This is a genomic window from Brevibacillus sp. NRS-1366 (assembly GCF_050467985.1).
On sequence record NZ_JBITPN010000042.1, the window covers coordinates 58,548 to 71,821 of the forward strand.

The 13,274-nt window shown below is 47.6% G+C and carries 13 protein-coding genes; 1 reads left to right on the top strand and 12 read right to left on the bottom strand.

Annotated features, from left to right (window positions below):
* Window positions 1–29: 29 nt before the first annotated feature.
* Window positions 30–500, top strand: coding sequence for an NUDIX hydrolase (locus ACIFQN_RS27190; RefSeq protein WP_429836165.1), 471 nt, complete (start codon window positions 30–32; stop codon window positions 498–500).
* A gap of 96 nt (window positions 501–596) precedes the next feature.
* Here the strand turns inward: ACIFQN_RS27190 and ACIFQN_RS27195 are convergent, their stop codons facing one another.
* The 12 genes from ACIFQN_RS27195 to ACIFQN_RS27250 all read right to left on the bottom strand — a co-directional run bounded on the left by ACIFQN_RS27195 (window position 597) and on the right by ACIFQN_RS27250 (window position 13,175).
* Window positions 597–1,394 carry a M55 family metallopeptidase gene (locus ACIFQN_RS27195; protein WP_429836166.1) on the bottom strand — a complete coding sequence of 266 codons (798 nt, stop codon included), beginning with the start codon at window positions 1,392–1,394 and terminating at the stop codon, window positions 597–599.
* Window positions 1,391–2,122: a gamma-glutamyl-gamma-aminobutyrate hydrolase family protein gene (locus tag ACIFQN_RS27200; protein WP_429836167.1), complete on the bottom strand. Its 732-nt coding sequence runs from the start codon at window positions 2,120–2,122 to the stop codon at window positions 1,391–1,393. The genes ACIFQN_RS27195 and ACIFQN_RS27200 overlap by 4 nt, the downstream gene beginning before the upstream one ends.
* A 68-nt stretch (window positions 2,123–2,190) precedes the next feature.
* Window positions 2,191–3,846, bottom strand: coding sequence for a peptide ABC transporter substrate-binding protein (locus tag ACIFQN_RS27205; protein ID WP_429836168.1), 1,656 nt, complete (start codon window positions 3,844–3,846; stop codon window positions 2,191–2,193).
* Between the two features lie 87 nt (window positions 3,847–3,933).
* Window positions 3,934–4,917 (bottom strand): ABC transporter ATP-binding protein, encoded by a 984-nt coding sequence (locus ACIFQN_RS27210; RefSeq protein ID WP_429836169.1) that lies wholly within the window; start codon window positions 4,915–4,917, stop codon window positions 3,934–3,936.
* The gene (locus ACIFQN_RS27215; protein ID WP_429836170.1) at window positions 4,917–5,915 is read right to left on the bottom strand and encodes an ABC transporter ATP-binding protein; all 999 of its coding nucleotides are present in this window, start codon (window positions 5,913–5,915) and stop codon (window positions 4,917–4,919) included. Before ACIFQN_RS27215 ends, ACIFQN_RS27210 begins: the two co-directional genes overlap by 1 nt.
* Before the next feature lie 13 nt (window positions 5,916–5,928).
* Complete coding sequence (locus ACIFQN_RS27220) at window positions 5,929–6,906, bottom strand: ABC transporter permease (RefSeq protein WP_429836171.1); 978 nt, start codon at window positions 6,904–6,906, stop codon at window positions 5,929–5,931.
* An 11-nt stretch (window positions 6,907–6,917) separates the two neighbouring features.
* Window positions 6,918–7,844 (bottom strand): ABC transporter permease, encoded by a 927-nt coding sequence (locus ACIFQN_RS27225; protein WP_429836172.1) that lies wholly within the window; start codon window positions 7,842–7,844, stop codon window positions 6,918–6,920.
* A 22-nt stretch (window positions 7,845–7,866) separates the two neighbouring features.
* On the bottom strand, window positions 7,867–9,165 hold the full coding sequence (locus ACIFQN_RS27230) for a hypothetical protein (protein WP_429836173.1): 1,299 nt from the start codon (window positions 9,163–9,165) through the stop codon (window positions 7,867–7,869).
* Between the two features lie 732 nt (window positions 9,166–9,897).
* The gene (locus ACIFQN_RS27235) at window positions 9,898–10,290 is read right to left on the bottom strand and encodes a hypothetical protein (protein ID WP_429836174.1); all 393 of its coding nucleotides are present in this window, start codon (window positions 10,288–10,290) and stop codon (window positions 9,898–9,900) included.
* 182 nt (window positions 10,291–10,472) lie between these two features.
* Window positions 10,473–10,814, bottom strand: coding sequence for a hypothetical protein (locus tag ACIFQN_RS27240; protein ID WP_429836175.1), 342 nt, complete (start codon window positions 10,812–10,814; stop codon window positions 10,473–10,475).
* Window positions 10,815–10,960: 146 nt separating this feature from the next.
* Window positions 10,961–11,854: a hypothetical protein gene (locus ACIFQN_RS27245; protein ID WP_429836176.1), complete on the bottom strand. Its 894-nt coding sequence runs from the start codon at window positions 11,852–11,854 to the stop codon at window positions 10,961–10,963.
* Window positions 11,855–11,963: 109 nt separating this feature from the next.
* On the bottom strand, window positions 11,964–13,175 hold the full coding sequence (locus ACIFQN_RS27250) for a hypothetical protein (RefSeq protein WP_429836177.1): 1,212 nt from the start codon (window positions 13,173–13,175) through the stop codon (window positions 11,964–11,966).
* Between the last annotated feature and the right edge of the window lie 99 nt (window positions 13,176–13,274).

The window sequence follows — 13,274 nt, forward strand, 5'->3', positions numbered from 1 at the left end:
ATTCAGGGTGGGGAGGGGGATTTTTCCAAGTGAATGATTATATTCAAACGATGCGCCGGATGATCGGCCATGAAAGATTGATTACTGTAGGCTGCGGAGCTATCATCGAGGACGAGCAAGGACGTATTCTGCTCCAAAGACGCAAGGATCAGAACAATTGGTGTTTGCCTGGTGGACTGATGGAGATTGGCGAGACATTTATGGAGACTCTGCATCGGGAGGTACAGGAGGAAACGGATCTGGTCATCGAGGGACCAGAGTTGTTTGGCATATACTCCGGGGAGATCGGTCTACGTGAATATCCAAACGGGGATCAAATATTTAGCGTGCAGATTATTTTTCGGGTAGCGTCCTATCATGGCGAAGTTAAGCAGGAGGGTCTGGAGAGCTCTGAACATCGCTTTTTTACCAGAGACAGCCTCCCGCACCCGCTCAATCCCGGTCAGGCGGCATTTATTCTCGATTGGGCGGAAGGAAAAGCACCCCCTATCGTCAGATGATTTCGATAAGTATTCATAGATGAAAGGCTTATTCCTGCAAATCATCGCGCTGGAATAAGCCTTTTCCTATTTATGCTTAGCGGGCTAGGCTGCTGATCATAATACAAAAAACAAGAACCGAAGCACTTCCATGTAATCATTCGTTTCATATCCAACCGTTTTGGCACCGGTTTGTTTGGCACCTGGATAGAAGGAGCCGCGATACGCCATATAGTGCTCACGGAAAGCAATTTCTACGTGGAAAGATTCGGGCAGCTCAATCCTGTATTTGGATAGGTCATCCGCTAAAACAGCCTGCACCTGTTCCTTGATCTTTTTGAGCGCTGCGTTAGGGTGAATCGAGATGGATGCATTGCCGATCCCTTCACTCACGGGGACTGTCTTGATGTTTGGATTGATTTTCAACGCTTCCTCACAAATCATCTTGTCACCAGTAGCAAGCAGTACAGGAACTCCCATGGATGCGGCAGTATAGGCGTTGATCAGCATTTCACTGGCGATTTCTCCGTTGATCTTCACATACTCATTTTGCATGTTCATCGTGTGCGCCAGCGGGTTTCCGTTTGCCCCTGCCGCTGAATGATAGCCAATAAAGAAGACCCCATCAAAGCTCGCGTCCAGCCCTGCCATCATCGAGTACGGATCTCGTGTCCAGCCTCGCAAAATTTTCACTTGCTCGGGAAGCTTTGACGGATCCAGATTTCTCGCTGTGCTATGAGCATCCTTGACCAAAATTTCTCCGGCACCTGCTGCAATCGCGGCTTCGCAGGCAGCATTCACTTCTTTTGTCATTTGCTCAGTAAAATACTTGCTAAATGATTTTTCAATGTCGGCTTCGCTCCAGTTTACGATGCCGGCTACCCCTTCCAAATCTGCGCTGATAAACAATTTCATAAAACTACCTCCCTTTGCTTGTATGTACTCGACGCCTGAACAAACGTGCTAAACAGCTTCAGGAACATCGGATGCCGCTTGGTCATGCACTCTGGATGCCACTGAACACCGAGCAGGAATCGGTCTTCTGTGCTCTCGATTGCCTCTATGATCCCATCCTCGGAATGAGCTGTCGCGATCAGATTTTTCCCGAGCCCTTTGACAGACTGATGATGAAAGGAATTCGTGAAGATTCGCTCTTCTCCAAAGATATCATAGAGCTTCGTGTCCCGGCTGATCTTTACGGAATGATAAAATTCATCTGATGCGGTTTGTTCGGGAGAATGCCCCAGAGTCCCCGGACATTGACTGTAAATGTCCTGATAGAGACTTCCCTTCAGTGCGACATTGATCAATTGAATGCCGCGGCAGATGCCAAAGATCGGCATGTTCTTCTCGTAGGCGCTTTTGAAAAGCGAGAATTCATACTCGTCCCGGATCGAGGACATCGAATGCAATTCCTTGACGGGATTTTCGCCATAGAAATAGGGAGCGATGTCGTTTCCGCCTGTAAAAAGAATGCCGTCTACCATGTCTATGTATTCGCTGTAGTTCGTTTCACCCGCAACAATGGGAATACTGACCGGCAAGCCTCCTGCGGCATAAATCGAATCCGTGTAATTACGGCTTACCGTACTGTACTTCGAAGACTCCGACAAAAATGTGGTCACGCCAATGATTGGTTTCATGCTGACTCTCCCTCACGAGGCAGGGCCGAAAAGCTGGAGCTTTCAGGCCCCGTCCTCTTTCTCATGGATTACTCTACATGTGCATACTCAAAAATGGTATGGCCGATGTAGTTTTTCAGAACACCTTTGACATTTGGCTTCGCCAGGAACTGATCTTCGAAGAAGCGAATCGGCATCAAAGGCATCTCGTCCGCCAAGATTTTCTCTGCCTTCGCAAAGTTTTCCATCCGTTTGGCCTGATCGGAAATTTTGCGGTTCTCTTCCAGCAGTCGATCGTATTCTGCGCTGTTCCAACGCATGTCATCGGCTGTGTTTGCGCCTTCAAAAATGTCGAGGTTGGTCATTGGGTCCGGATAGTCCCCAGTCCAGCCATCGGAAGCGATGTTAAAGTCGCCGTTCTCAATTTCATCCCAATATACTTTCGATTCAAATGTCTTAATATTTACGTCTACGCCAAGATTTTGTTTCCACATGCTTTGCAAGGCTTGCGCGATGTCTTTTTCCGTCTGGCTCGCCATGACGATCATCGTGATCTCAGGTATTCCTTTTCCGTCCGGGTAGCCTGCTTCGGCCAGCAGCTTTTTCGCCTCGTCTACGTTTTCGGTAAACAGGTTTCCAACTACATCGCGGTATTCCTTGTCCTTTTGCACCCCATCTGGTATACCGTAAGGCACCATCCCGAACGCAGGCTTCTCTACGGATTGGACAATGCTCTTGATGATCTGTTCACGGTTGATGGAGATGCTGAATGCCTTGCGAACCTTGGCATCGTCAAAAGGCTTCTTGGACGCATTGAAATCAAAGTACTGCATGCCAATCCGCGGAATCGAATAGAAATCCGGTGTATTCTGATACTGCTTCATACCTTCAGGGCTGATGTTGTCGGAGACTTGAATTTCATCGTTGGTGTATGCCGCCAGCTCCGCCTCATTGGACTCGATGAATACAATTTCCAGCGTCTCCAGCTTCACTTTGTCTGCTTCCAGGTAGTTCGGATTTTTCTTCAGCACATATTTTTCTTTTGGTTTCAATTCAGTCAGCATGAATGGCCCTGTCGTCAAATAGGTCTCAGGCGATTTCGTCCAGCCTTCTTTTTCTACCGCCTCTTTGCGTACGGGATAATAGGCGGTAACGCACAATAGCTCCAGGAAATACGGTGTTGGATTTTCCAGCGTCACCTCGAGGGTCGTATCGTCTACAGCTTTTACGCCTACGTCTTCCGCACTTGCTTTTTTCTCGTTGTACGCCTTGCCATTTTTCAGGTAATACAGGTAGAATGCTGCCCCTGAAGCAACCTCGGGGTTCAGCACGCGCTTCCAGGAATACTCAAAATCTTGGGCTGTCACTTGCTTACCATCGGACCACTTGGCGTTTTTGTTGATCTTGAATGTGTATTTGGTTCCTGTCGAATCCAGTTCATATGACTCAGCTAAAGAAGGAATTGGCTTCTTCCCTGATTCATCAATTTTATAAAGGCCTCTAAACAAGTTTTGCAGCACAATGGAGGAACGCGCGTACACGTTCAGCGTCGGATCCATTTGCTCCGGTTCCTGGCTTAATGCATAAATGATCTTTTGCTCTGCTGCCGGCTTTTCCCCTTCTGTTTTTGGTGCATTTTGCTGGTTTTGCCCGCCCTGTGTCGTCGTGCCCGAGCTGCTGCAACCGGCAGTGACGGATGTGATCGCCAAGAGCGCTGCCAGAACCAAGCCCATCCTTTTTTTCATACTGGTCCCCCCATATTTTTTATTGTTATATGAGCTGTCTCAAAGGAAACAGCATTCATATCCTCGTGAATGGAGTACAACCATTCCTTACTCAATCAGGTGGCAAGCAACGACGTGTCCATTTCCAATATCCCGAAGGCCTGGCTTTTCCTCTGCGCACCTGCTCATCGCATACGAGCATCTCGTCCGAAATGCACATCCGCTCGGAGGATTCATCGGGCTTGGCACATCTCCCTGGAGCTGGATTCGCTCGCTTCTCTCCGCAGTATCCGGATCGGCGATCGGCACCGCAGACAGCAAGGCTCGTGTATACGGATGCTGCATATTCGTATAGAGCTCATTTACTTCTGCGTACTCCACCAGGCTCCCCAAGTACATGACTCCAACCTTGTGGGAGATGTGTCTGACCATCGACAAGTCATGAGAAACAAACAGATAGGTCAGTCCAAAACGTTCCTGGAGCTCCTCGAGCATATTCACCACTTGCGCTTGAATCGACACATCCAGTGCAGATATCGGCTCATCGCAGACGATGAATTCCGGCTCGACGGCCAATGCCCGGGCGATTCCGATCCGCTGACGCTGTCCGCCGGAAAATTCATGCGGGTAGCGATTGAGATGGTCCGCTTTCAGTCCTACCAGCTCGATCAGCTCCTTGATCCGATCCGTTCGATCTTTGCTTTGATAGAGATTATGTACCACCAGCGGATCGCCGATGATCTCTGCGATCGTCATACGTGGGTCAAGCGATGCGAATGGGTCTTGAAAGATCATCTGCATTTTTTTGCGGTAGGGCAGCATCTCTTTGTGGTTCAGGCGACTGATTGACTGTCCGTCGTACAAAATATCTCCGGCTGTCGGCTCGTATAGCTTTAACAGGGTTCGGCCAATTGTTGTCTTCCCGCACCCGGACTCCCCTACCAAGCCAAACGTTTCCCCTTTGCAGATGGAAAAGCTGACATCGTCAACCGCTTTTACTAGCATCGAACTGCGACCGAGAAAGCTTTTCTGCACTTCAAAATACTTCTTCAAATTTCGGACCTCGACCAATCGCTTCGCAGCTTTCCCCATCAGCTGATCACCTCTTTCGCGTGAGGCTGAGCCTTCGGATGCATGAGCCAGCACGCAGCCTGGTGGGTCTCAGACAGCGAAATCTGCTGCGGTGGAAGCTTTTCGCAGACTTTCATGGCGTGCGGACATCGCGCGGTAAACGCACAGCCTGTCGGAGGACGGAGCAAATCGGGAGGGCTGCCCGGAATGGAAATGAGCTTCTTCTTTTCCCCCTCTGAAAACTGCGGGATGGATCTGAGTAGACCCCACGTATAGGGATGCTTGGGTTCATAAAAGATTTCTCTGGTCGTTCCCTGCTCGACGATAGTTCCGCCGTACATGACGACGATCCGGTTGCACATATTGGCGATCACACCGAGATCATGCGTAATCATGACAATCGAGACGTTCAGCTTGTTTTTGAGATCGCGCATCAGGTCCAGAATCTGTGCCTGAATGGTCACATCCAGTGCAGTCGTCGGTTCATCGGCAATCAACAGCTTGGGTGAACAGGACAAGGCAATCGCAATCATGACCCGCTGTCTCATCCCACCGGAAAATTCATGGGGATACTGTTTCAGCCTGCTCTCTGGACTGGGAATTTCGACCATGCGCAAAATTTCCATTGCTTTATTACGAGCCTCTTCCTTTGACAGCTTTTGATGGATGCGCAGCGGCTCTATGATTTGCTCGCCGATGGTAAAGAGCGGGTTTAAGGATGTCATCGGATCCTGAAAAATCATGCCAATGTCCTTCCCCAGTATTTTCCTCATTGCCTTTTGGTCAGTGTGGATCAGCTCGGTTCCATCGAACTGGATGCTGTCCGCCGCAAGCCTCGCATTGTCGGGAAGGAGCTTCAACAAAGACAGCATGGACACGCTTTTGCCCGAGCCCGACTCTCCTACGATCCCGATCGATTCTCCCTTATTCACGTGAAAGGTAATGCCTCTGACAGCCTGCACTTGCCCCGCATCTATATGAAACGTCGTTCTCAGATTCTGTACCTGGAGTAATTTCACGTTAACACCGCCTTCATTTCTTTAACCTCGGATCCAAAGCATCACGCAGTCCATCGCCAATGAAGTTCAACGCAAACATAGTCATACTGATAGCGATAGCCGGGAACAGCATCTGATAGGGCTGAGTAAACAAGGTAGGAATCGCATCATTCACGAGCGTGCCCCAGCTAGCCATCGGCACCTGTATGCCGATCCCTAAAAAGCTGAGAAAAGCTTCCGTGAATATCGCTGAAGGAACCAAAAACGTGACCGTCACAATAATGGGACCCATACTGTTCGGAATGAGATGCTTAAACAGGATTCTCATGTTGGACGAACCTGTTGCCCTCGCCGCCAGGACGTACTCCTGATGCTTGAGCGTAATGACCTGGGAGCGTACCATTCGAGCAGTCCCAATCCAATAGGTGAGGGACATGGCGATCAGTATGCTTTCGATCGTGTTCCCCAAAAACATCATGAGAAGGATAATGTACAAAAGCTCCGGTACGCCGATCAAAATATCGACAATACGCATCATCACCATGTCCACCTTGCCGCCGAAGTACCCAGAAATTCCCCCGTAGATCACGCCGATCACCAGATTGATCGCCGCCGCAGCTATCCCGATCGTCAAGCTGATTCTGGCTCCATACATCGCCCGGACGAAAATGTCGCGCCCGAATTTGTCCGTGCCAAACCAATGCTCTGCCGACGGACCCTGATTTTGATTTGCAATATCCTGTCCATCGTAGGTGTACTGCGAAAACATCGGACCCAGTATCGCTGCAATCGTAATGACCAGGATCACGAACAAACCAATCATCGCCAGTGGATCTTTTCGGAACCGGCTCCACGCATCTTGCCAATATGATTTGCTCGGACGAGAGATCGTTTCTGTCTGTCTCGTCGTTTCATCCAGCCTGGCAAAGTCTTCATCAGGGAGCTGTGTCCATGCCTGATTTACGTCAGAGGGTGGAACAGCTCCTTCGCTTTGTTTTGCTGCGTAATTCATCCGGCCACCTCCTATTCCTCCATTTTTACCCGTCGATCGATCACGGCATAAACAATGTCTACGATAAAATTGGCAATGATGATGAACATTCCGAGAAATACGGTCAATCCCAGGATGACGGAATAATCGCGATCACTGATGCCTGTCACGAAATCCCGGCCGATGCCCGGAATCGAGAACACTCTTTCCACGATGAAGCTGCCGGTCAAGAGCGCAGCCACAAGCGGCCCCAAATACGTAACGATCGGAATGATGGCATTTTTTAATGCATGCTTGAAAATAACGCGATACTCGGGAACCCCTTTGGCTCTAGCCGTCAGGATGTAGTCCTGGCGCATCACTTCGAGCATGCTGGACCTCATCAGCCTGGCGATATACGCGATCGGACCAAAGGCTAACCCAATGACGGGCAAAATGTAATGCTTCCAGCTAGACAATCCGTATGTAGGCAGCAGCTTCAATACGACTGCGAACAAAAACAGCATTAATACCGTCAAGACGAAGTTCGGAATGGATATACCGACAGTGGCAAAAATCATCGATGCCCAATCGGCCCATTTCCCTCGTTTGATAGCTGAAGTAATCCCAAGCAGCATTCCGACGATCAAAGCGATGATGATCGCTACAAGACCGACTTTTGCCGATACGGGAAACCCGCGCGAGATCAACTCGTTCACGGTAATGTCTGACTGCTTGAAGGAGAAGCCCAGATCCCCCTGCGCGATGCTTTTCAAGTAGTTCACGTATTGCACGCCCAACGGCTCATTTAATCCGAACTTCTCTTCCATTTTCTCCAGTACGCTTTTGGGGACTTTCCTCTCCTCAGCCGGGCTAAACGGGCCTCCGGGTACCGCGTGCATCAGGAAAAAGGTGATAGTGACGAGGACAAACATCGTAAGAATACTCGCAAACAACCGTTTTACGATATAACCAGCCATCTGAAGCCTCCTTTTACGTGATTTACGGATTGTTCCTGACCTTGACTTCTTGAGACAATCGGTGCAAATCAATTCGGTAAATGGGCCGCGGTCTGCCTCTCTGGCTCATTGATTCGCTGCCTATTACTTCAGCGATCCCCTTTTCCTTCATTTTTTGGACCATTCTCGCGGCATTTCTTTCACCCGTATTCATGCCGACACTGATTTCCCGTGTCGTCACCTCGTTCTTTTGGATGAGCTGGAGCCAGGAAAACAGCTTGCGAATGGACGTCGAGACGAAATCCCCCCGCTGCTCGTCGATCAGAGAATAATTCAGTGTATTCCTCGTCCCGAGCGGACCAAGCACTTTCATCTGATCGTCGATGAGATAGGCGCTGTTGCCTTGATTGCGAACGGCAAAATCTACAGCCCGATTGGCATTATACAAGGCTCGCTCGACCGTTTCTCCCATGCCGATTCCCAAATTAATCATGCCCAGCTCTCCAGCACCATTTTTTAATACCGGAAAGCTCGTGAAGTCTTTGGTCACTTTTTCCACGATCCCTCTGGTCGTGTACAGCGTATACCCGCCAGAATCGTCACTGGTCGTTGAGGCAAACAATCGCTTGCTGAATTCGCTTATTTTCTTTTGATATTTCTCTATGGTACTGATGTCCTTTCCTTGCTGTCCGTCTACCGCTGGCTGAATCTTGAACTGCAGCACCGTAATTTGCGCGAGTTGATTTTTTTGTTCTTTGGCCATCCACAGTGCCTTGTTAACCGTGTCGCGGATGAGCTGTTTCGTACTTTTAAGGAAAAAAACGGGCACATGGTTGCTTTTTAACCGTTGATAAACGGAATGAATGCTCGTTGCAACGACCTGTACACTCCCCTCTTGCCATAAAGCCAGATGATGCTCATACAATTCTTCCGAGTTTTGAAAGCCATCCATATTTTTTGAGTACCACTGCACATTGGACGCTTCAATTTCGTCAAAAAATTCTTTCAAATGTTTAGCTGGAATGCCGTCAAAGCTGATGATCGGAAAGAAGTGATAATGGCGATAAATTTGGATAATGACTTTGTACAGCTCGGTTCCTTCGAAGGGTATGAAAAGTGAGCACGAATGAGGTGGAATCAAATCTTGAGAGAGAAGGAACGGTACATCTCCACTGAAAAAATAAACGTCAAAGACATCCATGCTTTCCTGTAGCAGCTCACGTACATTTTTTTCCGAGTCATAGATGAGCTTGGTCGGCTCAATATGCGGAAATTCCTCCAATACTTCGCAGATGTCATCTACTAACAGCTTGGGTCCAATGACTGCAAATGTTATGTTCAACAAATCACCTTCTACCTGTCTCTAATTATTCTGTTATTATTCAAACGCATAGAAAATGGAATAAAAAACCATTAAATAGATGTGAAATTCCATTCATTTCACTAAATTTGTTCTTTAATATGTCTGTAATTAAACCTTAAGCTAATGTTAGAAACAAAAGTCTGAATTGTCAATATATAATAAATATTTAGCATCATCGTTTTTGGCTGCTAAGAAAAACGCGGGAAGTGGTCGGTGAGACTGTGGCGGAGAAGGAGGAAAAGGGAGAAAACGCTCCAGCTTCCCCAGTCCCCTGCGAGGGGTCATCCCTGCACGGTTCCATGAAAAAAGGGAAACCGCGTCCAAAGCAGCCGATCCATGACACTTCTCAGAGGTGGACGCTTAAGACCGTGTTTCCCTTTTTTCATTCCACCTCGGCTGGGCCCCAAAGAGCTTCGCTTTTTTCTCCCTTTTCCCAGGCCAGCTTTAACTCCTCCCCCGTCTTCCTTATTGTTTACACAAAGAACCGTTAGGGACCACCCTAACGGTTCTTTGTGCTTCAACGGATATCCGAAAGATTGTATTCATAACCGTGCAAACCCTAGTAATACTCAGGGTACATTGGACTTCTGCACAACTCGCAGCCGAATTGCGGTGAATGGATCCCAGTTCTTGTTTTCATCAAAGAAAATGAACGTAAGAATGTGCTTCATTCCATTGTTCCACTGCATGTTCAGCGTTGCGAAACCCTTTTTATTTAAAGGAATTCATGATTAACCGAAAGGCTTCGTCTAATTGTTTATGTTTATTTACGTTCTTGTTTCCAGCAACTTTCATCGCGTAGCTGGCAAAGTTTAAACCGGCTCCAAACATTTGTATAGCTCCATTGGAAAGGTCACCCTTTTTAAGAAGCTCAAGTCCGTCTCTCATGAAGCTTTCACTCTCGTCTAAATGGCAATCGGCAATGTATTTATCCCCGCTGTGGAACAACTGCAAGTTATCAATGATTTGTTTCGCAGTTTCTTCCGATATGGAAGCGTCAACATCCATCAACAGTTTGTTTATTGGCTTTACTAATTGCGCATATAAGCTATCGTATTTTTCGCAGGCTTCCGCAATGCTTTGTCTCAGATCAGTTGAACTCATAACAGACATCTCCTTTAATATAATGGAATGGGTTGCTTCCGAATGATATTAAACATTTTTGTTTCTTAAGTATATTTTAGGGCTCGCTCTGTGATTGGTCAAGAAGCCAAGTGCAAAGGAATTTCCCTCTCTTTCTGCAAAAAAAGAGAGTTCCCTCCTACAAAGGGACTCTCGCTTTTGCTTTAGCATTTTTGTACACGCAATACAGGCACTTTGCGCTGTACGTATGTGCCCGTCAGCATCTGCTCGTGAATGACATTCAGCTTGAGCAGACTGGCGATTTTTCCTGTATCAGCCCGCGACATGAGCCTCCACAGAGATGGATCGGGCAAGGAATTATACAATCGTTCGTCATTAAATTCACGCCGTTCCTGGTAGCTGATCGAGAGCTTGTATTCCCCTTCCTCCGCACTTCCCGCCTCGGCGTAGGATTCGATCAGCTCGTTTCGCAGCACGTTCAATTCTTCTTCTACTAGTTTTTGTATTTCTTTCAGCTCATAGTAGCGTGCCAGTTGCTGTTCCATCCGCTCGTCCTCCTTTGGTTACGACTGTACCAAAGAACTATATGAGCAAGACGCGGACGATAGAACATTCCTGCTATCGAAAGAAAATAGCCTCCTCTTCATCCACTTGTGAGAAAAAGGAGACTACCGATTAAACGCTAATCGATCTACTTGCCAATCATTGTATTGATCGCTTCACCTGGGTGCTTCACCAAAAATGTGGAGTATTCCACTTCCCATGGATTCCATTTGCTCCCGCCTTGGTAACCCCAAACGGTGTTGATATGGGAAACCGTATCTGCGTTGTTCATGCCCACAATACGCTGCTCCCCTACGAGCTCATATGTTCCGTTTCCGTCCATGTCGATTGGCGTCAATGCACCGAAAGGATACGAGAATACGGATACATCCTCATTGGTTTTCACCAGTTTTCCCGCTATATCATACAGCTTGGCTGCTACGTACACATCCTGATTCGCGCTCACGTCAATGGTTAGCGGTTTATCCAGTTGGGAGCCTTTTCCCACTACCTTGAAGCCATCTACAAACTTGCCCTCAAAGTGGATGCCTTCGTTTTCCTTTTCACCAAAAATGACCGCTGGCTTATTATTTTCAAAAGTAGCAATGACATGACTGTAAAAGCCGCCGCTGCCTCCCGTTGCTGTTTTCACAAATGCATCGGCAACATGATCTCCCGTGAAGTCCGCGAGAGTTAGCTCACCCTCATAGCCTCCCAATTCTTTCATATCGGTTTTGCTATAAGCTTTGGATTTGCCGTCTTGTACAACAATGTTCATATGGGATGCATAGATGTCATCTGCCTTTTCTTTCTCTCCAACCAGAAAGACGATGTCATCCACTTTATCGCCATTCATATCAGCCGTTTTCTGATCAATCACATAAGTGTTTTTGCCCAGCTTCAGTTCCGCTGCAGCTGCGAAAGGCTTTCCTTTTTCAGAGTCGGCGTGAGCTACTTTTGTATTTGCTATAGTTAATCCCGTTACTCCTACTACTCCTGCCAACAGTAAGAATGTAGCTGGCTTCATCCATTTTTTGTTCATTGTTTTTTCCTCCCTAGTTGTTCTTGCCTACATTCACAACTATAGGACGAAGTCTCATTTATTTCGTTACAAATGGTTTACGAATCAAGGACAAACGGGTAACAACCGTTTATTTGACGTTATCTAATACACTTTTGATAATGGCTGCCGAATCCTGCCGGATGCTCAGGTTGTAGTACCCTCTGACAGCCTGATAGACGGCGTTCACGTTTTTGCTGCTTTTATTTTTGCGATAAGCTGCTATCTCTCTGGAAAATTTGGAATGATGGATCAGATCGCGGCTCCAGTCCCATACACGAGGCTTTAACGCGTCCTTTCTTGCCTGATTGAGCATCTGGGGAAAACGAGGGACCACGTACTGGACGATTTGTTTACTCGCATTTTTGTAAGCAGTAGTTTGAGTCACGGAATAATCGGAATAGGGGTCTACTGTCTTGCCATTGACCTGTATCACATCCCGCACCTGCATGGGCACCATACCTGGCAAGAGCTTAACCTGATAATACTCCCATCCGGAAGCTGTCTTTTTCCCGGGTAGAATTAACGTGATATATTGAAACAAGCGGTCGTAAGCATACTCCTGCGCGTATTCGTTTGGACCCGGGTCCATGCCAAGCGGCGATTGCGGATAGAGATACCCTGCACTATCCACCGTAAATCCTGGCAGTCCTACTTCGACAGCCCAGCGCACAGCGGTATCCTGCGAATCCTTCAGATCTATCCCTCCATGATAGGGCCGGGCTTCTCCGAACATCCGATAGAGGACGGTCGCTACGAATTCTTTGGTTGCCTTGCCATCATCGATCTCTTCCGGCTTGACGTATCCGGCATCAATGAGCGGCTGCAATCTTGCATTCATTTGGATGTTAGCTCTCGTTTCCCTGAGCTCTAACTCCTCTTTCGAATAGCCTTCCGCATTTTTAATGCGCTCGTCCAGTTCATTCAGATTCACATTCGGCGGAAAGTAGGGAGGGAGAACCCCGATAAAGTGATAGACATTCCATAAAAAGCCTTTCTTTGAAGCTGAAAATTTGGCCTTATCGTCATATTCCGTTTTCCAATGCGCCCCTGCGGGAGCAAAATCCAGCAAATAATTCACTTTATCGTATCCTTGCTGCATAGCGTCCACCTGCGGGTTGGAAATGGAGACCATCTGTACGTTTAAAAACAAGTATTTTTCCGGATTGGGTGGAAGTTTGTATGTGATGCGAGGGCTGGAGACCGCTGCTTCCGCGATGTTTGGAACAGGGGATGTAGCAAAGAGGGCCGAAAAACCAAGAGTGAATGCAAGTACACCAGAAAATACAATTTTTCTATTCACTACAAATCATCCTTTATTTCATGATGCTACTTTAGACGCGGAAGAAGCTCATTTAGTTTCGCCGTCATTTCCATGTTTTACAAATTGCTTCACAAACTC

Excerpts from the sequence above, each read along its gene's own strand:
- ACIFQN_RS27195 (WP_429836166.1), bottom strand. The coding sequence starts at position 1,394 with ATGAAATTGTTTATCAGCGCAGATTTGGAAGGGGTAGCCGGCATCGTA.
- ACIFQN_RS27200 (WP_429836167.1), bottom strand. The coding sequence starts at position 2,122 with ATGAAACCAATCATTGGCGTGACCACATTTTTGTCGGAGTCTTCGAAG.
- ACIFQN_RS27205 (WP_429836168.1), bottom strand. The coding sequence starts at position 3,846 with ATGAAAAAAAGGATGGGCTTGGTTCTGGCAGCGCTCTTGGCGATCACA.
- ACIFQN_RS27210 (WP_429836169.1), bottom strand. The coding sequence starts at position 4,917 with ATGGGGAAAGCTGCGAAGCGATTGGTCGAGGTCCGAAATTTGAAGAAG.
- ACIFQN_RS27220 (WP_429836171.1), bottom strand. The coding sequence starts at position 6,906 with ATGAATTACGCAGCAAAACAAAGCGAAGGAGCTGTTCCACCCTCTGAC.
- ACIFQN_RS27225 (WP_429836172.1), bottom strand. The coding sequence starts at position 7,844 with ATGGCTGGTTATATCGTAAAACGGTTGTTTGCGAGTATTCTTACGATG.
- ACIFQN_RS27235 (WP_429836174.1), bottom strand. The coding sequence starts at position 10,290 with ATGAGTTCAACTGATCTGAGACAAAGCATTGCGGAAGCCTGCGAAAAA.
- ACIFQN_RS27240 (WP_429836175.1), bottom strand. The coding sequence starts at position 10,814 with ATGGAACAGCAACTGGCACGCTACTATGAGCTGAAAGAAATACAAAAA.
- ACIFQN_RS27245 (WP_429836176.1), bottom strand. The coding sequence starts at position 11,854 with ATGAACAAAAAATGGATGAAGCCAGCTACATTCTTACTGTTGGCAGGA.